The following is a 22,716-nucleotide window of genomic DNA, read 5'->3' as shown; positions in this document are numbered from 1 at the left end:
ACGCCAGACATGGCGAAGCTCAGCACCGACGAGCTGCTTGACGCGTTCAAGGAGATGACGCTGATCGAGCTCTCCGAGTTCGTGAAGCAGTTCGAGGACACCTTCGAGGTCACCGCCGCCGCTCCGGTCGCGGTTGCCGCCGCCGGTGGCGCCCCGGCCGCCGCCGAGGCCGAGCCGGAGAAGGACGAGTTCGACGTCGTCCTCGAGGCTGACGGTGGCAAGAAGATCCAGGTCATCAAGGTCGTGCGTGAGCTGACCGGCCTGGGCCTCAAGGAGGCCAAGGACGCGGTCGAGTCCGCGCCGAAGGCCATCCTGGAGAAGGTCAACAAGGAGACCGCCGAGAAGGCGAAGGCGAAGCTCGAGGGTGAGGGCGCCAAGGTCACCCTCAAGTGACCTGACGTTCCACAGGCGCGTGCCCGGCTCGGTGAGCCGGGACACGATCGCGTCGCGGCGGGCGGTGATCCGACACGGATCACTGCCCGCCGTGTTTCGTGGATCGGGCGACAACCGTCCTGAGCTGGGCGTCGTTGGTCGATGCCTGCCCACCTGACGAGCGGCCCCGGTCGCCCTCAGGTGGGAAAGAACCGACGACCCGGATACCGGCCCTTGACGCGGCCCCGGGCTGCCAGGCACGCTGAACACCAGCAAGACACCGCGCTTGCGACGGCCACGACGTGGGTAATGACAGCGGCGGCACCATCGGCCGCGGCAACCCGAGCGGCCCAGTGGGGACGTTGCGTTCTGAGCGGCCCGGCAGACCCCGGTTTACGGGGGCCGAGGCGCGTTCCGCGAACGACCTGCGGGGTGGGCTGGACAGCGGTTAGCCTCTCGGCTACACTGCTAGTTTGCGCTGCCTTCCGACTTGACCCCTGCTCGGAAATGTCCGTTTACGGATATTTCTGGTGGGGTCATTGGAGTGCACGCGTACCAGCCGTTCTGCAGCACCGGTCCTCGGAAGGACGCATCTTGGCAGCTTCCCGCCCTGCGAAGACCAGTCGTACGTCGAGCGCATTCGCTCCCCGCCGAGTTTCATTCGGCAGGATCACCGAACACCTCGAGGTCCCCAACCTCCTTGCCATCCAGAACGAGTCCTTCGACTGGCTCGTCGGCAACGAGGCTTGGCAGGGCCGGTCGGCGGACGACCCGCACGCACGCTCGGGTCTCGCGGAGATCCTTGAAGAGATCAGTCCCATTGAGGACTTCTCCGGCACCATGTCACTTTCCTTCTCGGCGCCGCGCTTCGACGAGGTCAAGGCCTCGATCGAGGAGTGCAAGGAGAAGGACCTGACCTACTGCGCTCCGCTCTTCGTGACCGCGGAGTTCACCAACAACACCACTGGCGAGATCAAGAGCCAGACGGTGTTCATGGGTGACTTCCCGATGATGACGCCCAAGGGCACCTTCGTCATCAACGGCACCGAGCGCGTCGTGGTCAGCCAGCTCGTCCGGTCCCCGGGCGTGTACTTCGACAAGCAGCCGGACAAGACCTCCGACCGCGACCTCTCCAGCGTCAAGGTCATCCCGAGTCGGGGTGCCTGGCTGGAGTTCGACATCGACAAGCGCGACACGGTCGGCGTACGCATCGACCGCAAGCGTCGGCAGGCCGTCACGGTCCTGCTCAAGGCCATCGGATGGTCGGCCGAGCGGATCCGTGAGAAGTTCGGCTGGTCCGAGCTGATGATGACCACGCTCGAGAAGGACCACATCGCCGGCGCCGACGAGGCTCTGCTCGACATCTACCGCAAGCTGCGCCCTGGCGAGCCGCCGACGCGCGAGAACGCCCAGACCCTGCTCGACAACCTCTTCTTCAACCCGAAGAGGTACGACGTCGCCAAGGTCGGGCGCTACAAGTTCAACAAGAAGCTGGAAGTCGACGTGCCGATCACCACCGGCACGCTGACCGAGGACGACATCGTCGCCACCGTGGAGTACCTGTGCCGGCTGCACGCCGGTGAGGACGGTTACGAGGCCGACGACATCGACCACTTCGGCAACCGTCGCCTGCGCACCGTGGGTGAGCTGATCCAGAACCAGGTTCGGGTCGGCCTTTCCCGCATGGAGCGGGTCGTCCGCGAGCGGATGACCACGCAGGACGTCGAGGCGATCACCCCGCAGACCCTGATCAACATCCGCCCGGTGGTGGCGGCGATCAAGGAGTTCTTCGGGACGTCGCAGCTGTCCCAGTTCATGGACCAGACCAACCCGCTGGCGGGCCTGACCCACCGGCGTCGGCTGAGCGCGCTCGGCCCGGGTGGTCTGTCCCGGGAGCGGGCCGGCTTCGAGGTCCGCGACGTGCACCCGTCCCACTACGGCCGGATGTGCCCGATCGAGACGCCGGAAGGCCCGAACATCGGCCTGATCGGCGCGCTGTCCACCTTCGCCCGGGTCAACCCGTTCGGCTTCATCGAGACGCCGTACCGGAAGGTCGTCGAGGGTCGGGTCACCGACCAGATCGACTACCTGACCGCGGACGAGGAGGACCGGTTCGTCAAGGCCCAGGCCAACGCGCGGCTGAAGGCGGACGGCACGTTCGCCGAGGAGCGGGTGCTCTGCCGTCGTAAGGGCGGCGAGACCGAGGACGTCGTCCCCGGTGCCGTCGACTACATGGACGTCTCGCCCCGGCAGATGACCTCGGTCGCGACCGCCATGATCCCGTTCCTCGAGCACGACGACGCCAACCGGGCACTGATGGGCGCGAACATGCAGCGCCAGGCGGTGCCGCTGGTCAAGGCCGAGGCGCCGCTCGTGGGTACGGGCATGGAGTACCGGGCCGCGGTCGACGCCGGCGACGTGGTGGTCGCCGAGGTCGGCGGTGTGATCGAGGATCTCTGCGCCGACTACGTCACCATCCACCAGGATGACGGCCACCGCCGGACGTACCTGCTGCACAAGTTCCGCCGCTCCAACGCCGGCTCCTGCGTCAACCAGAAGCCGGTGGTCTTCGAGGGCGACCGCGTCGAGGCCGGTCAGGTCATCGCCGACGGTCCGTGCACCGACGAGGGCGAGATGGCGCTCGGACGCAACCTGCTGGTGGCGTTCATGTGCTGGGAGGGCCACAACTACGAGGACGCGATCATCCTGTCGCAGCGCCTCGTGCAGCAGGACGTGCTCACCTCGATCCACATCGAGGAGCACGAGGTCGACGCCCGGGACACCAAGCTCGGTCCGGAGGAGATCACCCGCGACATCCCGAACGTCAGCGAGGAAATGCTCGCTGACCTCGACGAGCGCGGCATCATCCGGATCGGCGCCGAGGTCGTTCCCGGCGACATCCTGGTCGGCAAGGTCACGCCCAAGGGTGAGACCGAGCTGACCCCGGAGGAGCGTCTGCTCCGCGCGATCTTCGGTGAGAAGGCGCGTGAGGTTCGGGACACCTCGCTGAAGGTGCCGCACGGCGAGACCGGCACGGTCATCGGTGTGCGCACGTTCTCCCGCGAGGACGGCGACGAGTTGCCGCCGGGTGTCAACGAGCTGGTCCGGGTCTACGTCGCCCAGAAGCGCAAGATCCAGGACGGCGACAAGCTCGCCGGTCGGCACGGCAACAAGGGCGTCATCTCGAAGATCCTGCCGATCGAGGACATGCCGTTCCTGGAGGACGGCACCCCGGTCGACATCGTGCTCAACCCGCTCGGTGTGCCGAGCCGGATGAACATCGGCCAGGTTCTGGAGACCCACCTCGGTTGGGTCGCCAAGACCGGGTGGAAGGTCGAGGGTGACGACACCGACTGGAAGCGCCAGCTCCGCTCGATCGACGCCCACGAGTCCGAGGGTGACACCAACGTGGCCACCCCGGTCTTCGACGGTGCCCGCGAGGAGGAGATCTCCGGTCTGCTCGAGTCGACCCTGCCCAACCGGGACGGCAAGCAGCTGATCGGTCGTACCGGCAAGGCGCAGTTGTTCGACGGTCGTTCCGGTGAGCCTCTGCCGGACCCGATCGCGGTCGGCTACGTCTACATCCTGAAGCTCAACCACCTGGTCGACGACAAGATCCACGCTCGTTCGACCGGCCCGTACTCGATGATCACGCAGCAGCCGCTGGGTGGTAAGGCGCAGTTCGGTGGTCAGCGTTTCGGTGAGATGGAGTGCTGGGCGATGCAGGCGTACGGCGCTGCCTACGCCCTGCAGGAGCTGCTCACGATCAAGTCCGACGACGTGCTCGGCCGCGTGAAGGTCTACGAGGCCATCGTCAAGGGCGAGAACATCCCGGAGCCGGGCATCCCGGAGTCGTTCAAGGTGCTGCTCAAGGAGCTGCAGTCGCTGTGCCTCAACGTTGAGGTGCTCTCCAGCGACGGCGTGGCCCTGGAAATGCGCGAGACCGACGACGAGGTGTTCCGGGCCGCCGAGGAGCTGGGCATCGACCTGTCCCGGCGCGAGCCGAGCTCGGTCGAAGAGGTCTGAGGTGAGCGGTCGGGGGCCGGCTCGCCGGCCCCCGACCCCACCCGAGAATTAGCAGTACAGACGACGACATAGGGGACAGAGTGCTCGACGTCAACTTCTTCGACGAGCTGCGCATTGGTCTCGCCACCGCCGACGACATCCGTCAGTGGTCGCACGGCGAGGTCAAGAAGCCTGAGACGATCAACTACCGCACCCTGAAGCCGGAGAAGGACGGACTCTTCTGCGAGAAGATCTTCGGTCCGCAGCGGGACTGGGAGTGCTACTGCGGTAAGTACAAGCGCGTCCGATTCAAGGGCATCATCTGTGAGCGCTGCGGCGTCGAGGTGACTCGCTCCAAGGTCCGTCGTGAGCGGATGGGGCACATCGAGCTCGCCGCTCCGGTGACCCACATCTGGTACTTCAAGGGCGTTCCGAGCCGGCTGGGTTACCTGCTGGACCTCGCCCCCAAGGACCTCGAAAAGATCATCTACTTCGCCTCGTACGTCGTGACGAGCGTGGACGCCGAGTCGCGTCACCGTGACCTCTCGACGATCGAGAACGAGATCCTGGCCGAGAAGCGGCAGTCCGAGAACAGCCGCGACTCGGAGATCGAGAAGCGGGCCGCCAAGCTCGAGGCCGACCTGGCCGAGCTGGAGGCCGAGGGTGCCAAGGCGGACGTCCGGCGCAAGGTCAAGGAGGGCGGAGAGCGCGAGATGCGCCAGATCCGCGACCGGGCCCAGCGCGAGATCGACCGCCTGGACGAGGTGCTGGACACCTTCCGCAAGCTGGAGCCGAAGCAGCTGGTCACCGACGAGCTGCTCTACCGCGAGCTGCGCGACCGGTTCGGTGAGTACTTCACCGGTTCCATGGGCGCGGAGGCGATCAAGGCGCTGGTCCAGAACATGGACCTCGACGCCGAGGCCGAGAGCCTGCGGGAGACCATCCGGTCCGGCAAGGGTCAGCGGAAGATCCGGGCGCTCAAGCGGCTCAAGGTCGTGGCGGCGTTCCTGAACACCCGCAACTCGCCGCTCGGCATGGTGCTGGACTGCGTCCCGGTCATCCCGCCGGACCTGCGCCCGATGGTGCAGCTCGACGGTGGCCGCTTCGCGACCTCGGACCTGAACGACCTGTACCGCCGCGTGATCAACCGGAACAACCGCCTCAAGCGGCTGATCGACCTCGGCGCTCCCGAGATCATCGTCAACAACGAGAAGCGGATGCTCCAGGAGGCCGTCGACGCGCTGTTCGACAACGGCCGTCGCGGTCGGCCGGTCACCGGCCCGGGTAACCGCCCGCTCAAGTCGCTGTCCGACATGCTCAAGGGCAAGCAGGGCCGGTTCCGCCAGAACCTGCTGGGCAAGCGCGTCGACTACTCCGGCCGTTCGGTCATCGTGGTCGGCCCGAAGCTCAAGCTGCACCAGTGTGGTCTGCCCAAGCAGATGGCGCTGGAGCTGTTCAAGCCGTTCGTGATGAAGCGGCTGGTGGACCTCAACCACGCACAGAACATCAAGTCCGCCAAGCGGATGGTCGAGCGTCAGCGCCCGGTCGTGTGGGACGTGCTGGAAGAGGTCATCGGCGAGCACCCGGTGCTGCTCAACCGCGCGCCGACCCTGCACCGTCTGGGCATCCAGGCCTTCGAGCCGCAGCTGGTCGAGGGCAAGGCGATTCAGATCCACCCGCTGGTCTGCACCGCGTTCAACGCCGACTTCGACGGTGACCAGATGGCGGTGCACGTGCCGCTGTCCGCCGAGGCCCAGGCCGAGGCGCGGATCCTGATGCTGTCGTCGAACAACATCCTCAAGCCGGCCGACGGCAAGCCCGTCACCATGCCCACGCAGGACATGGTCATCGGTCTGTACCACCTCACCCACCTCACCCCCGGTGAGAAGGGCGAGGGCCGGGTGTTCAGCTCGGACGCCGAGGCGCAGATGGCCTTCGACAACGGTGAGCTGGGCCTGCAGGCGCCGGTGCGGATCCGGCTGCGCGGCGTGGTCGGTGTCGACAACGGCACCGGCGCCGAGGCGTGGACCGCCCCGGAGGGCTGGGTCGAGGGTGACCCGCTGACCGTGGAGACCACCCTGGGCCGGGTGCTGTTCAACGAGACGCTGCCGCAGGGCTACCGCTTCGTGAACTACGAGATCCGCAAGGGTCAGCTCTCTGCGATCGTCAACGACCTCGCCGAGCGCTTCCCCAAGGTGGCGCTGGCCGCCACCCTGGACGGGCTGAAGGAGGCCGGTTTCCACTGGGCCACCTGGTCCGGAGTGACGATCGGCATGGAGGACGTCATCGCTCCGCCGCGCAAGGCGGAGATCCTGGCGAAGTACGAGAAGGAAGCCGACCGGATCGACAAGCAGTACCAGCGTGGTCTGATGACCGCCGAGGAGCGTCGCGGCGAGCTCATCGAGATCTGGACCAAGGCGACCAACGAGGTCGCCAAGGAGATGGACACCGCGCTTCCGCAGGAGAACCCACTGTGGGTGATGATCAACTCGGGTGCCCGCGGTAACCTGCTCCAGCTCCGGCAGATCGCGGCGATCCGTGGTCTGGTGGCCAACCCCAAGGGTGAGATCATCCCGCGGCCGATCAAGGCCAGCTACCGGGAGGGTCTGTCCGTGCTGGAGTACTTCATCTCCACGCACGGTGCCCGTAAGGGCCTCGCCGACACCGCCCTGCGGACCGCCGACTCGGGTTACCTGACCCGTCGTCTGGTGGACGTCTCCCAGGACGTGATCATCCGCGAGGAGGACTGCGGCACCGACCGGGCGATCCCGATGCAGATCGGCGAGAAGGTGGACGGCAAGCTCGTCGTCCACACCCACGCCGAGACCAGCGTGCACGCCCGGACCCTTGCCGACGACATCAAGGGGCCGGACGGCACCGTGGTGGCCGAGCGCGGCCAGGACATCAACTCCATCGGGGTCGACAAGATCGTCGCCGCCGGGGTGGAGACGGTCCGGGTGCGCAGCGTGCTCACCTGCGAGTCCAAGCTGGGTGTCTGCGCGGCCTGCTACGGCCGGTCGCTGCCGACCGGTAAGTCGGTCGACATCGGCGAGGCGGTCGGCATCATCGCCGCCCAGTCCATCGGTGAGCCCGGTACGCAGCTGACGATGCGTACCTTCCACACCGGTGGTGTCGCGGGTGAGGACATCACCCAGGGTCTGCCGCGTGTCCAGGAAATCTTCGAGGCCCGGGTCCCGAAGGGTAAGGCGCCCATCGCCGACACCCCGGGTCGGATCCGGATCGAGGACGGCGAGCGTTCGCGGAAGATCATCGTGGTGCCGGACGACGGCAGCGAAGAGATCGTGTACGACAAGATCTCGAAGCGCGTCAAGCTCCGTACCCACGACGGCGGTCACGTCGAGGTCGGCGAGAAGCTCACCGAGGGCACCATCGACCCGCACGAGCTGCTGCGCATCCTCGGTCCGCGCGCGGTCCAGGTCCACCTGACCCAGGAGGTCCAGGAGGTCTACCGCTCGCAGGGCGTGCTCATCCACGACAAGCACATCGAGATCATCATCCGCCAGATGCTCAAGCGGGTGACGGTCATCGACTCCGGCTCGACCGAGTTCCTGCCGGGTGTGCTCGTCGACCGGGCGCTGTTCGAGTCGGAGAACCGCCGACTCGTGTCGGAGGGTGGCGAGCCCGCCGCCGGCCGTCCGGTGCTGATGGGTATCACCAAGGCCTCGCTGGCCACCGACTCCTGGCTCTCCGCGGCCTCCTTCCAGGAGACCACCCGGGTGCTGACCGACGCTGCGATCAACTCGCGCAGCGACTCGCTGGTCGGCCTCAAGGAGAACGTGATCATCGGTAAGCTCATCCCGGCCGGTACGGGCATCAGCAAGTACCGCAACGTCCGGGTCGAGCCGACCGAGGAGGCCAAGGCCAAGGTCTACTCGATGACCGGTTACCCGGAGACCGACTACGGGTTCGGGCCGGCCAGCGGGCAGGCTGTGCCGCTGGACGACTTCGACTTCGGGTCGTACCGCTAAGCACCGACACCGACGAGGCCCCCGGCACCTGCCGGGGGCCTCGTCGCGTCCGGACCGACCCGGACGTCGACCGGGTTGGGCATGATGGACGCATGACGACCGCACCCGGACAGGTGTCCGTGGCGTCCCAGGGCCTGCGCCACCCGCTGGATCCGGACCCGGCCCGTGCCACGAAGGCGCGGGCGGTCTTCGCGCTGGGGCTGCTCGGCATGTTGACCGGGCTGTTCATCGGCGGGGTGGTGCCGGCGACGGTGGCCCTGCAACTGGCCCGGCAGGCCCGCCGGGAGGCGTACGCCTCGGGGGGTTTCCTGACCGGTGGCGTGTGGCTGCGGCGGGGGGAGCGGTTGGCCTGGACCGGCCTGGTGCTGGTCGCGGTAAGCGTGGTCGTCGCCGTGGTGATCGGGGTGGTCCGACTGGCCGGCACGCCGTTCGGCCACGACTACCCGGCGAACATGGACTGACCGTTCCACCCGCCACGCCCGGCGCGGACGGCGCCGCTTCCGGCGGTAGCCTGGCCGGTGTCCGCCGCCCACGGCGGCTGTCGACAGGAGGACCTCGTGACGGAACCGGCGCGGCCCCCGGCGGATGAACCGGCCGGGCACCCTGGCGCGCCGGCACCGGGCCCGGCCCCCTCCGCACCGAACGACTGGGCGCGACCCGATCCGGACGGGCAGCCCGCCCCACCCGCGGCCGACGTCCCCGATCCGGGTACGCCACAGTCGGCCTGGGGTGCGTCGCCTCCGCCCGGGTGGGGTCCGCCCACGGCCGAGTGGGGCGGGGTCCATCCGCCCGGACACGGCCAGCCCTCTCCGGCTTCCGGGGCGCCGCTGCCGCCCGCCTGGGGTCAGCCGCCGGCGGGGCCCGGTGCTCAAACGCCCGCGTGGGGTCACCCGGTGTCGGGGCCCGGGGCCGCCCCCGGCGGGGGTCAGCCGCCGTCGGGTCCAGTGGTTCCGCAGGGCTGGGGTCACCCGGTGTCCGGGCCGGGGTCTGCCCCGGGCTGGGGTCAGCCGCCGTCAGGGTCCGGTGTTCCGCAGGGCTGGGGCCAGCCCCCCGCGGGGCCTGGTGTTCCGCAGGGCTGGGGCCAGCCCCCCGCGGAACCCGGTGTTCCGCAGGGCTGGGGCCAGCAGCCGGGGCACGGTGCGCCGGCGGGCTGGGGGCAGCCGGCGTCGCCCGGGTGGGGTGTGGCTCCCGCCCGACCGGTGCCACCGCCCACGGACGACAAGCGTCGGCCGCCGAAGCGCGTGGAGGCGGTGCCCGGCACGCCGTTCGGCGTCGTGCACCTGGACGTGGCGCCGGTCACCTCCGGCCTGGCGACCGGGGCGCTGGTGGCGGGGATCGCGTCGATCCTGGTCTCGCTCCTGGTGATCTGCTTCGGGGTGGCGTTCGCGAACGACGGGGGCGCCTGGGCCTCCGGCGCCTTCGCAGTGCTGGGGGTGCTCGCGGGGGTGGCGGCGATCGTCACCGGCCTGCTCGGTCGGCGGCAGATCGGCCGGTCGGCCGCGCCGTCGTCGGTCCGGTTCACCGGGCGTGGGCTGGCGGTGGCGGGCATCAGCTGCGGCGCGGCGGGTGCCCTGCTCAGCCTGCTGGGCCTGGGTCTGGCGTTGCTGATCGCCCTGACGTGACGCGGCACACCGGGTCTGCGGCGCCGGGGCACCGGGTCCGTGGTGCCTGCCCGGGGGCGACGGGTGGTCCGGCGGGGAAGCCGGTACACTTGTGTCCGTAGGTGCCCATCGCGGGCGACGAGGCGGGACGAGATCCGGCCGGCGAGTGTGAGACGGTCGCCGACCCATTCCGTTTTGACCTGGACGGCTGTGGTAGGTACTCTTTCCCCTTGTGCCCGGGCGTGCCCGGGCAACTCGTGCGTGCGCTGGATCCGGAGTCCGGACGGCGGCACGACAAGCCAGAGATCCGGGGCGGGGCGATCCGCGTGCCGGTGACAGAAAACCCGGTACGCCTGCGAAAGCGTCCGCACCGGGACCGTGAGTTGGGCGACACGCCCGACCGCGGGTGCCGGGACCTCCGCAAGGTGGCCCTGGTCGGAATGTAGGAGAGCCGGTCATCAGGCCGGCTAACGAGCAGACGGCGCGGCCGCGTGCAGCGGCCGAAGGGAGCGGAGAAACCCGGTGCCCACCATTCAGCAGCTGGTCCGAAAGGGCCGTCAGGCCAAGACGACCAAGACCAAGACCCCGGCGCTCAAGGGGTCCCCCCAGCGGCGCGGCGTGTGCACCCGCGTGTACACCACCACCCCCAAGAAGCCGAACTCCGCGCTGCGCAAGGTCGCTCGTGTGAAGCTCAGCAGCCAGATCGAGGTGACCGCCTACATCCCGGGCGTCGGTCACAACCTGCAGGAGCACTCGATCGTGCTCGTTCGCGGCGGCCGGGTGAAGGACCTCCCCGGCGTGCGTTACAAGATCGTCCGCGGCTCGCTGGACACCCAGGGTGTCCGCAACCGCAAGCAGGCGCGCAGCCGTTACGGCGCGAAGAAGGAGAAGAGCTGACATGCCGCGTAAGGGACCCGCTCCGCGGCGGCCACTGGTCGCTGACCCGGTGTACAACTCGCCGCTGGTCACCCAGCTCGTGAACAAGATCCTGCTGCGCGGCAAGCGCCAGCTCGCCGAGTCGATCGTGTACGCGGCCCTCGAGGGCTGCCGCGAGAAGTCCGGCACCGACCCGGTCGTCACCCTCAAGCGGGCGATGGACAACGTCAAGCCGACCCTCGAGGTGCGCAGCCGTCGTGTCGGTGGCGCCACCTACCAGGTTCCGGTCGAGGTTCGCCCCACCCGGGCGACCACCCTGGGCCTGCGTTGGCTGGTCACCTACTCCCGCGCCCGGCGTGAGAAGACCATGGTCGAGCGGCTGATGAACGAGCTGCTGGACGCGAGCAACGGCCTCGGTGCCGCCGTCAAGCGGCGCGAGGACACGCACAAGATGGCCGAGTCCAACAAGGCCTTCGCGCACTACCGCTGGTAACACCCTGGTTCCGGCGCCCCCACCGGGCGCCGGAACCGCCACCAGTTGAGTCGAGACGACGATAAGTAGGGATTGAAGTGGCCGCCGCAGACGCGCTCGCCAACGTACGCAACATCGGCATCATGGCGCACATCGATGCCGGTAAGACCACGACCACCGAGCGAATCCTGTTCTACACCGGCATCACGTACAAGATCGGTGAGGTCCACGAGGGCGCTGCCGTCATGGACTGGATGGAGCAGGAGCAGGAGCGTGGTATCACCATCACCTCCGCTGCTACCAAGTGTGAGTGGAAGGGCCACACGATCCAGATCATCGACACGCCCGGTCACGTCGACTTCACGGTCGAGGTCGAGCGGTCGCTGCGTGTGCTGGATGGTGCGGTCGCGGTCTACGACGGTGTCGCCGGCGTGGAGCCGCAGACCGAGAACGTCTGGCGGCAGGCCGACAAGTACAACGTCCCGCGGATGTGCTTCGTCAACAAGCTCGACCGGACCGGTGCCGACTTCTTCCGCTGCGTGCAGATGATGATCGACCGGCTGAACGCCACCCCGCTGGTGCTCCAGATCCCGATCGGGCTCGAGGGCGACCACATCGGCGTCGTCGACCTGATCGGCATGCGCGCCCTCACCTGGCGCGGGGAGACCCAGAAGGGTGAGGACTACGCGATCGAGGAGATCCCGGCCGACCTGGTCGACTCCGCGACCGAGTGGCGCGAGAAGCTGATGGAGACCCTCGCCGACGTCGACGACTCGGTGATGGAGAAGTACCTGGAGGGCGAGGAGGTCTCCCCCGAGGAGATCAAGGCCGCCATCCGGCGTGCCACCATCGCCGGCAAGGCCAACCCGGTGCTGTGCGGCTCGGCGTTCAAGAACAAGGGCGTCCAGCCCATGCTCGACGCCGTGGTCGACTTCCTGCCGTCGCCGCTGGACGTCCCGGCGATCGAGGGTACGGCCACCGACGGTGAGACCCCGCTGCTGCGCAAGCCCTCCAAGGCGGAGCCCTTCTCCGGCCTGGCCTTCAAGATTCAGACCGACAAGCACCTTGGCAAGCTCACCTACGTCCGGGTCTACTCCGGCGTGGTCGAGACCGGCACCCAGGTGGTCAACTCCACCAAGGACCGCAAGGAGCGCATCGGCAAGATCTACCAGATGCACGCCAACAAGCGGGAAGAGCGCGGCTCGGCCCAGGCTGGCGACATCATCGCGGTGCAGGGTCTCAAGCAGACCACCACCGGCGACACGCTGTCCGACCCGGCGAACCCGGTCATCCTGGAATCGATGACCTTCCCGGAGCCGGTCATCGAGGTCGCCATCGAGCCGAAGACCAAGGCCGACCAGGAGAAGCTCAGCACCGCCATCCAGCGGCTGGCCGAGGAGGACCCGACCTTCCGCGTCAAGCTGGACGAGGAGACCGGTCAGACGGTCATCTCCGGCATGGGCGAGCTGCACCTGGACATCCTGGTCGACCGGATGCGCCGCGAGTTCAACGTCGAGGCCAACATCGGCAAGCCGCAGGTGGCGTACCGCGAGACCATCCGCCGCAAGGTGGACAAGGTCGAGTACACCCACAAGAAGCAGACCGGTGGTTCCGGCCAGTACGCCCGCGTCATCGTGAGCGTCGAGCCGCTTCCGCTGGACAACGACTCGCCGACCTACGAGTTCGCCAACGCCGTCAGCGGTGGCCGTATCCCCCGGGAGTTCATCCCGTCGGTGGACGCGGGCGCCCAGGACGCGATGCAGTACGGCATCCTCGCCGGCTTCCCGCTGGTCGGCGTCAAGCTGACCCTGCTGGACGGCCAGTACCACGAGGTCGACTCGTCGGAAATGGCATTCAAGATCGCCGGCTCCATGGTGATGAAGGACGCGGCCCGCAAGGCCGACCCGGCGTTGCTCGAGCCGATGATGGCCGTTGAGGTCACCACTCCTGAGGAGAACATGGGTGACGTCATCGGCGACCTCAACTCCCGCCGCGGCCTGATCCAGGCGATGGAGGAGCGCAGTGGCGCCCGCATCGTCAAGGCTCTGGTGCCGTTGTCGGAGATGTTCGGCTACGTCGGCGACCTGCGGTCGAAGACCCAGGGCCGGGCTAGCTACAGCATGCAGTTCGACTCCTACGCCGAGGTTCCGCAGAGCGTCGCGAAGGAGATCATCGCGAAGGCAACGGGCGAGTAACGTCCCCGAGCAGGTGATTCGTGGTCGGTCGCGGGTGGTTCAACCCGCCCGCGGCCACCACGATCGGATCGCGTGAGACCGGGCCTGTAGGCTTCATCGCCGCAGAACCCACAAAAGCTCTCCGGCCGCCAGGCCGGAAAGGCTGTCGACAGAGTCCTAAGCGCCGACCGGCGCGCCGGGCGTACGAACCAAGAAGTCCACAGGAGGACACCAGTGGCGAAGGCGAAGTTCGAGCGGACTAAGCCGCACGTCAACATCGGCACCATTGGTCACATCGACCACGGTAAGACGACGCTGACGGCGGCCATCACCAAGGTCCTGCACGACCAGTTCCCGGACCTGAACCCTTACACGCCGTTCGACGAGATCGACAAGGCGCCGGAGGAGAAGGCCCGCGGCATCACGATCTCGATCGCGCACGTCGAGTACCAGACCGAGGCGCGGCACTACGCGCACGTCGACTGCCCCGGCCACGCGGACTACATCAAGAACATGATCACCGGTGCCGCGCAGATGGACGGCGCGATCCTGGTGGTCGCGGCGACCGACGGCCCGATGCCGCAGACCCGTGAGCACGTGCTGCTCGCGCGTCAGGTCGGCGTGCCGTACATCGTCGTGGCGCTCAACAAGAGCGACATGGTCGACGACGAGGAGCTCCTGGAGCTCGTCGAGCTCGAGGTCCGTGAGCTGCTCTCCTCGCAGGAGTACCCGGGTGACGACCTGCCGGTCGTCCGGGTTTCGGCGCTGAAGGCCCTCGAGGGTGACCCCGAGTGGACCGGCAAGCTCCTGGACCTGATGACCGCGGTCGACACCGCGATCCCGCAGCCGGAGCGTGAGACCGAGCGGCCGTTCCTCATGCCGATCGAGGACGTCTTCACGATCACCGGTCGTGGCACCGTCGTGACGGGTCGCGCCGAGCGCGGCATCCTCAAGCCGAACGAGGAGGTGGAGATCGTCGGTATCCGCGAGAAGTCGCAGAAGACGGTCTGCACCGGCATCGAGATGTTCCGCAAGCTGCTCGACGAGGCCCGCGCGGGCGAGAACGTCGGTCTGCTGCTGCGTGGCATCAAGCGCGAGGACGTCGAGCGCGGCATGGTGGTCGTCAAGCCGGGCACCACGACCCCGCACACGGAGTTCGAGGCGACGGTCTACATCCTCTCCAAGGAGGAGGGCGGCCGGCACACCCCGTTCTTCCAGAACTACCGTCCGCAGTTCTACTTCCGGACCACGGACGTCACCGGTGTCGTCACCCTTCCCGAGGGCACCGAGATGGTCATGCCGGGTGACAACACCACCATGTCGGTGAAGCTGATCCAGCCCATCGCCATGGAGGAGAACCTCAAGTTCGCGATCCGCGAGGGTGGCCGCACCGTCGGCGCCGGGTTCGTCACCAAGATCATCAAGTGAGCTAGGTAACCCCGATTAGACCCGCCGCCGGTCGTGCGGCATACTAGTCAGGTTGCGTAACGACAGTACGTCGCCTGTGTTCGGCTTTCGCTGAACCTCCGGGTGGCGAGACAGTCGAGCGTGGGGTGGTTGGCGGCCCAGTCGCCAACCACCCTCGCACGGCGTTCAGGTCGCGGTAATGCGCGATCGGCGCCTTGACCCACCGCGCGGTCAGCACCACTCCGGAACCACGGGGCGGAGCTCGGCCCGAGGGCGCGACACGCCCGACCGCGGGGGTCGGCGAAGTGGGCCTGTGCCAGCCGGTACAGGCGCCCGCAACACAGCGGCATCGAGAGAAGGAACAGAAGCCACCATGGCGGGACAGAAGATCCGCATCCGGCTCAAGGCCTATGACCACGAGGTCGTCGACTCCTCGGCTCGGAAGATCGTCGAGACGGTGACGCGCACCGGGGCGCAGGTCGCGGGCCCGGTGCCGCTGCCCACGGAGATCAACCGTTTCTGCGTTATCCGCTCGCCGCACAAGTACAAGGACTCGCGCGAGCACTTCGAGATGCGCACGCACAAGCGGCTGATCGACATCATCGACCCGACCCCGAAGACGGTCGACTCGCTCATGCGCCTCGACCTGCCGGCTGGCGTCGACATCGAGATCAAGCTGTAGGGACCGGACAAATGGACAGGCAAGTCAAGGGGATCCTGGGCGCCAAGCTCGGCATGACCCAGGTCTGGGACAACAACCGTGTTGTTCCCGTGACCGTGGTCGAGGCCGGCCCGTGCGTCATCAGCCAGGTTCGTAGCGCCGAGAAGGACGGTTACTCCGCGGTCCAGCTGGCGTACGGCACGATCGACCCGCGCAAGGTCAAGAAGCCGGTCAGCGGGCACTACGCGAAGGCGGACGTGGCGCCGCGCCGGCACATCGTCGAGCTGCGCACCACGGACGCCGGGGAATACTCGCTGGGCCAGGAGGTCACGGTCGAAGAGTTCCCGGCCGGCGTCACGATCGACGTGACCGGCAAGACCAAGGGCAAGGGCTACGCCGGCCCCATGAAGCGGCACGGCTTCCACGGTCTGGGTGCCGGCCACGGTGTCGAGCGCAAGCACCGCTCGCCCGGTTCCATCGGCGCCTGCGCCACTCCGGGTCGTGTCTTCAAGGGCACCCGGATGGCCGGCCGGATGGGTGGCGTGCGCTACACCGTGCAGAACCTCACCGTCCAGGCGGTCGACACCGAGAACAACCTGCTGCTCGTCCGGGGTGCCATTCCTGGTCCCAAGGGCGCGCTGGTTCTGGTCCGGACCGCGGCCAAGAGCAAGGTGAAGAAGGGCGGTGCGGCCAAGTGACCACCGTTGACGTGCGCACCGTCGAAGGCACCACCAGCAGCTCGGTCGAGTTGCCGGCGGACATCTTCGACGTGCAGGCCAACGTCGCGCTGATGCACCAGGTCGTGGTGGCCCAGCTCGCGGCGGCCCGACAGGGCACGCACAAGGCCAAGACCCGCGGCGAGGTCGCCGGTGGCGGCAAGAAGCCGTACAAGCAGAAGGGCACCGGTCGCGCCCGGCAGGGCTCGATCCGCGCGCCGCAGTTCGCCGGCGGTGGCGTGGTGCACGGTCCCGTGCCGCGCGACTACAGCCAGCGCACCCCGAAGAAGATGAAGGCCGCCGCGCTCCGCGGTGCCCTCTCGGACCGGGCCCGCGCCGGGCAGGTGCACGTCGTCGAGGCGTTCGTCTCGGGCGAGAAGCCGTCGACCAAGGCGGCCCTGGCCACGCTGACCAAGCTCACCGAGGCCCGTCGGGTCCTGGTTGTGCTGAGCAGCACCGACGAACTGAACTGGGTGTCACTGCGCAACGAGCCGCGGGTGCACCTGATCGAGTCCGGCCAGCTGAACACGTACGACGTGCTGGTGGCCGACGACGTGGTCTTCACCAAGGACGCCCTGGACGAGTTCCTGGGCGTGCCCGCCGAGACCACCGAGGAGGGTGGCAAGTGAGCACCATCGCCGACCCGCGCGACATCATCGTGGCGCCGGTCGTCTCGGAGAAGAGCTACAGCGAGCTGAACCGGAACTGGTACACCTTCCTGGTGCACCCGGACGCGAACAAGACCGAGATCAAGATCGCTATCCAGCAGATCTTCAACGTCCGCGTCCTGACGGTCAACACGCTCAACCGCCAGGGTAAGCGCAAGCGCACCAAGACCGGCTTCGGTCAGCGCAAGGCGACCAAGCGGGCGATCGTGAAGCTGGCTGACGGTGACCGTATCGAGGCCTTCGGCGGCCCGGTCAGCTGAGGGGTGTAGACAATGGCTATCCGTAAGTACAAGCCGACGACGCCGGGCCGACGTGGCTCCAGCGTCGCTGACTTCGCCGAGATCACCCGGTCCACGCCGGAGAAGTCGCTGCTGGCTCCGTTGCCGAAGAAGGGCGGGCGTAACGCCCACGGCCGGATCACCACGCGGCACCACGGCGGCGGTCACAAGCGCCAGTACCGTCTGATCGACTTCAAGCGGGTCGACAAGGACGGCGTGCCGGCGAAGGTCGCTCACATCGAGTACGACCCGAACCGCACGGCGCGCATCGCGCTGCTGCACTACGCCGACGGCGAGAAGCGGTACATCATCGCGCCGAAGGACATGAAGCAGGGCGACCGCGTCGAGTCCGGTCCGGGCGCCGACATCAAGCCGGGTAACAACCTGCCGCTGCGCAACATCCCGGTCGGTACCACGATCCACAACGTGGAGCTGCGTCCGGGCGGCGGGGCCAAGCTGGCCCGTTCCGCAGGCGTCGGCATCCAGCTGCTCGGCCGCGAGGGCGCGTACGCGACCCTGCGTATGCCGTCCGGCGAGATCCGGCGGGTGGACGTGCGCTGCCGCGCCAGCGTCGGCGAGATCGGCAACGCCGACCAGTCGAACATCAACTGGGGCAAGGCCGGCCGGATGCGGTGGAAGGGCAAGCGCCCGACCGTCCGTGGTGTCGCCATGAACCCGGTCGACCACCCGCACGGTGGTGGTGAGGGTAAGACCTCCGGTGGTCGCCACCCGGTCAACCCGCAGGGTAAGCCCGAGGGCCGCACCCGCCGTAAGGGCCAGCCGAGCGACAAGCTGATCGTCCGCCGCCGCTACGCCACGCGTAAGCGCGGCTGAGGGAGATAAGACATGCCTCGCAGCCTGAAGAAGGGCCCGTTCGTCGACGACCACCTGCTCAAGAAGGTGGAAGTACAGAACGACAAGGGCTCCAAGAACGTGATCAAGACCTGGTCGCGGCGCTCGACGATCATCCCCGAGATGCTGGGGCACACGATCGCCGTGCATGACGGACGCAAGCACGTCCCGGTGTTCGTGACCGAGGCGATGGTCGGGCACAAGCTCGGCGAGTTCGCGCTGACCCGCACGTTCAAGGGTCACGAGAAGGACGACCGGAAGAGCCGTCGGCGCTGACGCCGCGGGCATACGGATAGAGGGAACAAGGGGTTACAGCGATGCCAGGAAAGGGCGACGCTCCGGTGCTTCCGGGCGCGCGGGCGGTTGCGCGGCACGTGCGCATCTCGCCGATGAAGGCGCGCCGGGTGGTCAACCTCGTCCGCGGCCTGCCCGCGAAGGAGGCGCTCACGGTGCTGCAGTTCGCGCCGCAGGCTGCGAGCGAGCAGGTGTACAAGGTGCTCGCTAGCGCGATCGCCAACGCGGAGAACAACGAGCGGCTGGACCCTGACGCGCTGCTCGTCAGCGAGGCGTTCGTGGACGAGGGCCCGACGATGAAGCGGTTCCAGCCGCGGGCACAGGGTCGGGCGTACCGGATCCGCAAGCGCACCTGCCACATCACCGTGGCGGTCGAGGCGGTCGCGCCGGCAGCGCCGAGGAAGGCCGCGGCGAAGAAGGCCGCCCCGGCCACGGAGGCCGCACCGGCCGAAGCGCAGAGCAAGACGGAGGACGCCGAGTAATGGGTCAGAAGGTTCACCCCACTGGGTTCCGGCTCGGCATCTCGACCGACTGGAAGTCCCGCTGGTTCGCGGACAAGCTCTACAAGGACTACATCGGCGAGGATGTCAAGATCCGCCGCATGATGTCCAAGGGCCTCGAGCGTGCCGGGATCTCCAAGGTCGACATCGAGCGCACCCGCGACCGCGTCCGCGTCGACATCCACACCGCCCGGCCGGGCATCGTCATCGGCCGTAAGGGTGCGGAGGCCGACCGGATCCGCGGCGAGCTCGAGAAGCTCACCGGCAAGCAGGTCCAGCTGAACATCATCGAGGTGAAGAACCCCGAGTCGGACGCTCAGCTCGTCGCGCAGGGCGTGGCCGAGCAGCTGTCCAGCCGGGTCAGCTTCCGTCGGGCGATGCGCAAGGCCATGCAGTCGGCCATGAAGAACCCGGTCTGCAAGGGCATCCGGGTTCAGGTCTCGGGTCGCCTCGGCGGCGCCGAGATGAGCCGGACCGAGTTCTACCGCGAGGGCCGGGTTCCGCTGCACACGCTGCGGGCCAACATCGAGTACGGCTTCTTCGAGGCCCGTACCACCTTCGGTCGGATCGGTGTCAAGGTCTGGATCTACAAGGGTGACGCGGTTCCGGGCCGGGAGGCTCCGGCCGAGGCCGGTCCGTCGCGCCCGCGTCGTGGTGAGCGCGGCGACCGTCCCGAGCGTCCGCGCCGTGGCCGGTCCGGTTCGTCCGGCACGACCGCTGGTGGCACCGAGGCCGGCCGGGCTGCTGCGACCACCATCGCGCAGCAGGCCGAGACGCCGAGTGGCGAGCCGGTCGACAGCGCTGCTGTCGCGGCCGCGGCTGCTCCGGCAGAAACGCAGCAGGAGGGCTGACAGATGCTGATGCCGCGCAAGCCCCCGAAGGGCTTCCGCAAGCCGCACCACCCGGACCGCAGTGGCGCGTCCAAGGGTGGTAACCGGGTGGTGTTCGGCGAGTTCGGGATCCAGGCTCTCGAGCCGGCGTACGTGACGAACCGGCAGATCGAGTCGGCACGTATCGCGATGACTCGCCACATCAAGCGTGGTGGCAAGGTCTGGATCACGATCTTCCCGGACCAGGCCCTCACCAAGAAGCCTGCCGAGACCCGGATGGGTTCCGGTAAGGGTTCGCCCGAGTGGTGGGTCGCCAACGTCAAGCCGGGGCGGGTTCTCTTCGAGATGTCCTTCCCCAACGAGCAGATCGCGCGTGAGGCCATGCGTCGCGCGATCCACAAGCTCCCGATGAAGTGCCGCATTGTTACGCGCGAAGTGGGTGAATCCTGATGGCAGCGGGCGTTAAGGCGACCGAGCTGCGTGAGCTCTCCGAGGAGGAGCTGGTCACGAAGCTGCGGGAGGCCAAGGCGGAGCTGTTCAACCTCCGCGTGCAGGCCGCAACCGGGCAGCTGGACAACAACCGGCGGCTGCAGGTCATCCGTCGGGAGATCGCCCGGATCTACACGATCATGCGCGAGCGCGAGCTGGGGCTCTCGGCCGCGCCGACTGAGGTGACTGCATCATGACCGAGAACACCACCACTGACGCCACCCGCGCGCGCCGCAAGGTTCGCGAGGGCCTGGTGATCAGCGACAAGATGGACAAGACCGTCGTGGTCGAGGTCGAGGACCGGGTTCGGCACGCGCTGTACGGCAAGATCATGCGTCGTACGGCCAAGCTGAAGGTGCACGACGAGCAGAACGCCGCCGGCACCGGTGACCGGGTTCTCATCATGGAGACCCGGCCGCTGAGCGCCACCAAGCGTTGGCGGATCGTGGAGATCCTGGAAAAGGCCAAGTAGCGAAGGCTCGAGCCCGGCGTTGCGTCGGGCGTAGGTTCCGCCAGGCTCCGGCCGGCCGCTACGGCGGCCGGAGAACCGGCAGACATAGGAGATAGACGTGATTCAGCAGGAGTCGCGACTGCGCGTCGCCGACAACACGGGTGCTCGGGAGATCCTGTGCATCCGGGTTCTCGGTGGCTCGGGTCGGCGCTACGCGAGCATCGGCGACGTCATCGTGGCCACGGTCAAGGACGCGATCCCAGGTGCCGGTGTGAAGAAGGGCGACGTCGTCAAGGCTGTCGTCGTTCGCACCGCCAAGGAGAGGCGTCGGCCGGACGGCTCGTACATCCGCTTCGACGAGAACGCCGCCGTCATCATCAAGGACGGCGGGGACCCGCGTGGTACCCGCATCTTCGGCCCGGTGGGCCGGGAGCTGCGGGACAAGCGGTTCATGAAGATCATTTCCCTCGCGCCGGAGGTGTTGTGACCGTGAAGGTCAAGAAGGGCGACACGGTCGTCGTCATCGCCGGCAAGGACAAGGGTGCCAAGGGCAAGGTCATCGCGGCCTACCCGCGGCAGGACAAGGTCCTGGTCGAGGGCGTGAACCGGGTCAAGAAGCACACCCGTATCAGCACCACCCAGCGTGGCGCCAAGACCGGCGGCATCGTCACCCAGGAGGCCCCGATCCACGTCTCGAACGTGCAGGTCCTGGACTCCGACGGCAAGCCGACCCGCGTCGGTTACCGGATCGACGACAACGGCCAGAAGGTCCGCATCGCGCGTAGCACCGGTAAGGACCTGTGATGACCACGGCTACCGAAAAGACCCTGCCGCGCCTCAAGGAGCGGTACCGCAACGAGATCGTGGCCCAGCTGCGTGAGCAGAACAGCTACGGCAACCCCATGCAGGTGCCGCGGCTGGTCAAGGTCGTCGTCAACATGGGTGTCGGCGAGGCTGCTCGCGACGCCAAGCTGATCGACGGCGCGGTCCGCGACCTCGCCACGATCACCGGCCAGAAGCCGCAGGTGCGGCGGGCGACCAAGTCCATCGCGCAGTTCAAGCTCCGCGAGGGCATGCCGATCGGCGCGAAGGTCACCCTCCGCGGCGACCGGATGTGGGAATTCCTGGACCGGCTGCTCTCCATCGCGCTGCCGCGTATCCGCGACTTCCGCGGCCTGGACGGGCGCAAGCTGGACGGGCACGGCAACTACACGTTCGGTCTGACCGAGCAGTCGGTGTTCCACGAGATCGACCAGGACCGGATCGATCGCCAGCGGGGCATGGACATCACGGTGGTAACGACCGCCACGACCGACGACGAGGGCCGGGCGCTGCTCAAGCTCCTGGGCTTCCCGTTCAAGGAGAACTGAGATGGCCAAGAAGGCGCTGATCATCAAGGCGGCCGCGAAGCCGAAGTTCTCGGTTCGCGCGTACACCCGCTGCCAGCGGTGCGGGCGTCCGAAGGCGGTCTACCGCAAGTTCGGGCTCTGCCGGGTCTGCATCCGGGAGATGGCTCACCGTGGTGAGCTGCCGGGCGTGTCCAAGGCTTCCTGGTAAGGGCGACCGCGTCCCGGCCGTCGGCCGGGAACTCCTGCACCGATTAGGTATTGCTCTTCGCCGTAGGCCCGGGGCTGATGCCCGGGGAACCCCGGCGAGAAAGGCTGACGAAATCCATGACGATGACCGACCCGATCGCAGACATGCTCACGCGTCTGCGTAACGCCAACCAGGCGTACCACGATCAGGTGAAGATGCCCTACTCCAAGATCAAGGCGAACATCGCCGAGGTCCTGAAGGCCGAGGGTTACATCGCCACCTGGTCGGTCGAGGAGCCCGAGGAGGGCGCCGTCGGCAAGCGACTGGTCGTCGAGCTGAAGTACGGCCAGAACCGGGAGCGGAGCCTGGCCGGCATCAAGCGCGTGTCCAAGCCCGGTCTCCGGGTGTACGCCAAGTCGGACGGGCTCCCGCGGGTGCTCGGTGGGCTGGGCGTGGCGATCATTTCGACGTCCCAGGGGCTGCTGACCGACCGGCAGGCCCGCAAGCGGAGTGTTGGCGGGGAAGTCCTCGCCTTCGTCTGGTAA

25 protein-coding genes are annotated in these 22,716 nt (G+C 67.9%); all 25 read left to right on the top strand.

The features are described from left to right. Positions 1–9: 9 nt before the first annotated feature. Entirely contained in the window at positions 10–393 is a 384-nt protein-coding gene (gene rplL / locus MILUP08_RS31000) for a 50S ribosomal protein L7/L12 (RefSeq protein ID WP_007465324.1), read from the top strand. A 573-nt stretch (positions 394–966) separates the two neighbouring features. Beyond that, positions 967–4,398, top strand: coding sequence for a DNA-directed RNA polymerase subunit beta (gene rpoB / locus MILUP08_RS30995; RefSeq protein ID WP_007465323.1), 3,432 nt, complete (start codon positions 967–969; stop codon positions 4,396–4,398). A gap of 80 nt (positions 4,399–4,478) precedes the next feature. Further along, positions 4,479–8,366, top strand: coding sequence for a DNA-directed RNA polymerase subunit beta' (locus tag MILUP08_RS30990; protein ID WP_007465322.1), 3,888 nt, complete (start codon positions 4,479–4,481; stop codon positions 8,364–8,366). 92 nt (positions 8,367–8,458) lie between these two features. Beyond that, positions 8,459–8,827, top strand: a complete 369-nt coding sequence (locus MILUP08_RS30985; RefSeq protein WP_007465321.1) for a hypothetical protein — start codon at positions 8,459–8,461, stop codon at positions 8,825–8,827. 780 nt (positions 8,828–9,607) lie between these two features. Further along, positions 9,608–9,988, top strand: a complete 381-nt coding sequence (locus MILUP08_RS30980) for a hypothetical protein (protein ID WP_007465320.1) — start codon at positions 9,608–9,610, stop codon at positions 9,986–9,988. Between the two features lie 501 nt (positions 9,989–10,489). Next, positions 10,490–10,864, top strand: a complete 375-nt coding sequence (rpsL, locus tag MILUP08_RS30970; protein ID WP_007465318.1) for a 30S ribosomal protein S12 — start codon at positions 10,490–10,492, stop codon at positions 10,862–10,864. 1 nt (position 10,865) lies between these two features. Further along, positions 10,866–11,336: a 30S ribosomal protein S7 gene (gene rpsG, locus MILUP08_RS30965; RefSeq protein WP_007465317.1), complete on the top strand. Its 471-nt coding sequence runs from the start codon at positions 10,866–10,868 to the stop codon at positions 11,334–11,336. Between the two features lie 77 nt (positions 11,337–11,413). Next, complete coding sequence (gene fusA / locus MILUP08_RS30960; protein ID WP_007465316.1) at positions 11,414–13,510, top strand: elongation factor G; 2,097 nt, start codon at positions 11,414–11,416, stop codon at positions 13,508–13,510. 213 nt (positions 13,511–13,723) lie between these two features. Then, positions 13,724–14,917: an elongation factor Tu gene (gene tuf, locus MILUP08_RS30955; RefSeq protein ID WP_007465313.1), complete on the top strand. Its 1,194-nt coding sequence runs from the start codon at positions 13,724–13,726 to the stop codon at positions 14,915–14,917. 352 nt (positions 14,918–15,269) lie between these two features. Further along, positions 15,270–15,578, top strand: coding sequence for a 30S ribosomal protein S10 (gene rpsJ / locus MILUP08_RS30950; protein WP_007073037.1), 309 nt, complete (start codon positions 15,270–15,272; stop codon positions 15,576–15,578). An 11-nt stretch (positions 15,579–15,589) separates the two neighbouring features. Beyond that, positions 15,590–16,255: a 50S ribosomal protein L3 gene (gene rplC, locus MILUP08_RS30945; protein ID WP_007465307.1), complete on the top strand. Its 666-nt coding sequence runs from the start codon at positions 15,590–15,592 to the stop codon at positions 16,253–16,255. Next, on the top strand, positions 16,252–16,902 hold the full coding sequence (rplD, locus tag MILUP08_RS30940; RefSeq protein ID WP_007465305.1) for a 50S ribosomal protein L4: 651 nt from the start codon (positions 16,252–16,254) through the stop codon (positions 16,900–16,902). The genes rplC and rplD overlap by 4 nt, the downstream gene beginning before the upstream one ends. Then, positions 16,899–17,201 (top strand): 50S ribosomal protein L23, encoded by a 303-nt coding sequence (rplW, locus tag MILUP08_RS30935; RefSeq protein ID WP_007465304.1) that lies wholly within the window; start codon positions 16,899–16,901, stop codon positions 17,199–17,201. The genes rplD and rplW overlap by 4 nt, the downstream gene beginning before the upstream one ends. Before the next feature lie 12 nt (positions 17,202–17,213). Next, on the top strand, positions 17,214–18,053 hold the full coding sequence (gene rplB / locus MILUP08_RS30930; RefSeq protein ID WP_007465301.1) for a 50S ribosomal protein L2: 840 nt from the start codon (positions 17,214–17,216) through the stop codon (positions 18,051–18,053). A 12-nt stretch (positions 18,054–18,065) separates the two neighbouring features. Beyond that, the gene (gene rpsS / locus MILUP08_RS30925) at positions 18,066–18,347 is read left to right on the top strand and encodes a 30S ribosomal protein S19 (protein ID WP_007465299.1); all 282 of its coding nucleotides are present in this window, start codon (positions 18,066–18,068) and stop codon (positions 18,345–18,347) included. Between the two features lie 41 nt (positions 18,348–18,388). Then, positions 18,389–18,847 carry a 50S ribosomal protein L22 gene (rplV, locus tag MILUP08_RS30920; protein ID WP_007465297.1) on the top strand — a complete coding sequence of 153 codons (459 nt, stop codon included), beginning with the start codon at positions 18,389–18,391 and terminating at the stop codon, positions 18,845–18,847. Beyond that, positions 18,847–19,716, top strand: coding sequence for a 30S ribosomal protein S3 (rpsC, locus tag MILUP08_RS30915; RefSeq protein WP_007465294.1), 870 nt, complete (start codon positions 18,847–18,849; stop codon positions 19,714–19,716). The genes rplV and rpsC overlap by 1 nt, the downstream gene beginning before the upstream one ends. 3 nt (positions 19,717–19,719) lie before the next feature. After that, the gene (gene rplP / locus MILUP08_RS30910) at positions 19,720–20,145 is read left to right on the top strand and encodes a 50S ribosomal protein L16 (protein WP_007465292.1); all 426 of its coding nucleotides are present in this window, start codon (positions 19,720–19,722) and stop codon (positions 20,143–20,145) included. Next, a complete protein-coding gene (gene rpmC, locus MILUP08_RS30905) occupies positions 20,145–20,381 on the top strand; it encodes a 50S ribosomal protein L29 (protein WP_007465283.1) in 237 nt (78 codons plus the stop codon). The genes rplP and rpmC overlap by 1 nt, the downstream gene beginning before the upstream one ends. Next, positions 20,378–20,656, top strand: coding sequence for a 30S ribosomal protein S17 (gene rpsQ / locus MILUP08_RS30900; protein ID WP_007465281.1), 279 nt, complete (start codon positions 20,378–20,380; stop codon positions 20,654–20,656). The genes rpmC and rpsQ overlap by 4 nt, the downstream gene beginning before the upstream one ends. A gap of 97 nt (positions 20,657–20,753) precedes the next feature. Further along, positions 20,754–21,122: a 50S ribosomal protein L14 gene (gene rplN, locus MILUP08_RS30895; RefSeq protein WP_007465279.1), complete on the top strand. Its 369-nt coding sequence runs from the start codon at positions 20,754–20,756 to the stop codon at positions 21,120–21,122. Continuing rightward, positions 21,119–21,439 carry a 50S ribosomal protein L24 gene (rplX, locus tag MILUP08_RS30890; RefSeq protein ID WP_007465276.1) on the top strand — a complete coding sequence of 107 codons (321 nt, stop codon included), beginning with the start codon at positions 21,119–21,121 and terminating at the stop codon, positions 21,437–21,439. The genes rplN and rplX overlap by 4 nt, the downstream gene beginning before the upstream one ends. Beyond that, on the top strand, positions 21,439–22,005 hold the full coding sequence (rplE, locus tag MILUP08_RS30885) for a 50S ribosomal protein L5 (protein WP_007465274.1): 567 nt from the start codon (positions 21,439–21,441) through the stop codon (positions 22,003–22,005). Before rplX ends, rplE begins: the two co-directional genes overlap by 1 nt. Position 22,006: 1 nt before the next feature. Then, complete coding sequence (locus tag MILUP08_RS30880; protein ID WP_007465272.1) at positions 22,007–22,192, top strand: type Z 30S ribosomal protein S14; 186 nt, start codon at positions 22,007–22,009, stop codon at positions 22,190–22,192. Positions 22,193–22,308: 116 nt separating this feature from the next. Further along, positions 22,309–22,716 carry a 30S ribosomal protein S8 gene (rpsH, locus tag MILUP08_RS30875; protein ID WP_007465270.1) on the top strand — a complete coding sequence of 136 codons (408 nt, stop codon included), beginning with the start codon at positions 22,309–22,311 and terminating at the stop codon, positions 22,714–22,716.

Origin of the sequence: Micromonospora lupini str. Lupac 08, assembly GCF_000297395.2 — a bacterium.
Classification (GTDB): domain Bacteria; phylum Actinomycetota; class Actinomycetes; order Mycobacteriales; family Micromonosporaceae; genus Micromonospora; species Micromonospora lupini.
The sequence above is the reverse complement of the archived record's forward strand: the minus strand, read 5'-3'. Positions and strand labels throughout refer to the sequence as shown.

Excerpts from the sequence above, each read along its gene's own strand:
- rplL (WP_007465324.1), top strand. The coding sequence starts at position 10 with ATGGCGAAGCTCAGCACCGACGAGCTGCTTGACGCGTTCAAGGAGATG.
- MILUP08_RS30985 (WP_007465321.1), top strand. The coding sequence starts at position 8,459 with ATGACGACCGCACCCGGACAGGTGTCCGTGGCGTCCCAGGGCCTGCGC.
- rpsG (WP_007465317.1), top strand. The coding sequence starts at position 10,866 with ATGCCGCGTAAGGGACCCGCTCCGCGGCGGCCACTGGTCGCTGACCCG.
- rpsJ (WP_007073037.1), top strand. The coding sequence starts at position 15,270 with ATGGCGGGACAGAAGATCCGCATCCGGCTCAAGGCCTATGACCACGAG.
- rplC (WP_007465307.1), top strand. The coding sequence starts at position 15,590 with ATGGACAGGCAAGTCAAGGGGATCCTGGGCGCCAAGCTCGGCATGACC.
- rplB (WP_007465301.1), top strand. The coding sequence starts at position 17,214 with ATGGCTATCCGTAAGTACAAGCCGACGACGCCGGGCCGACGTGGCTCC.
- rpsS (WP_007465299.1), top strand. The coding sequence starts at position 18,066 with ATGCCTCGCAGCCTGAAGAAGGGCCCGTTCGTCGACGACCACCTGCTC.
- rplV (WP_007465297.1), top strand. The coding sequence starts at position 18,389 with ATGCCAGGAAAGGGCGACGCTCCGGTGCTTCCGGGCGCGCGGGCGGTT.
- rpsC (WP_007465294.1), top strand. The coding sequence starts at position 18,847 with ATGGGTCAGAAGGTTCACCCCACTGGGTTCCGGCTCGGCATCTCGACC.
- rplP (WP_007465292.1), top strand. The coding sequence starts at position 19,720 with ATGCTGATGCCGCGCAAGCCCCCGAAGGGCTTCCGCAAGCCGCACCAC.
- rpmC (WP_007465283.1), top strand. The coding sequence starts at position 20,145 with ATGGCAGCGGGCGTTAAGGCGACCGAGCTGCGTGAGCTCTCCGAGGAG.
- rpsQ (WP_007465281.1), top strand. The coding sequence starts at position 20,378 with ATGACCGAGAACACCACCACTGACGCCACCCGCGCGCGCCGCAAGGTT.
- rplE (WP_007465274.1), top strand. The coding sequence starts at position 21,439 with ATGACCACGGCTACCGAAAAGACCCTGCCGCGCCTCAAGGAGCGGTAC.
- MILUP08_RS30880 (WP_007465272.1), top strand. The coding sequence starts at position 22,007 with ATGGCCAAGAAGGCGCTGATCATCAAGGCGGCCGCGAAGCCGAAGTTC.
- rpsH (WP_007465270.1), top strand. The coding sequence starts at position 22,309 with ATGACGATGACCGACCCGATCGCAGACATGCTCACGCGTCTGCGTAAC.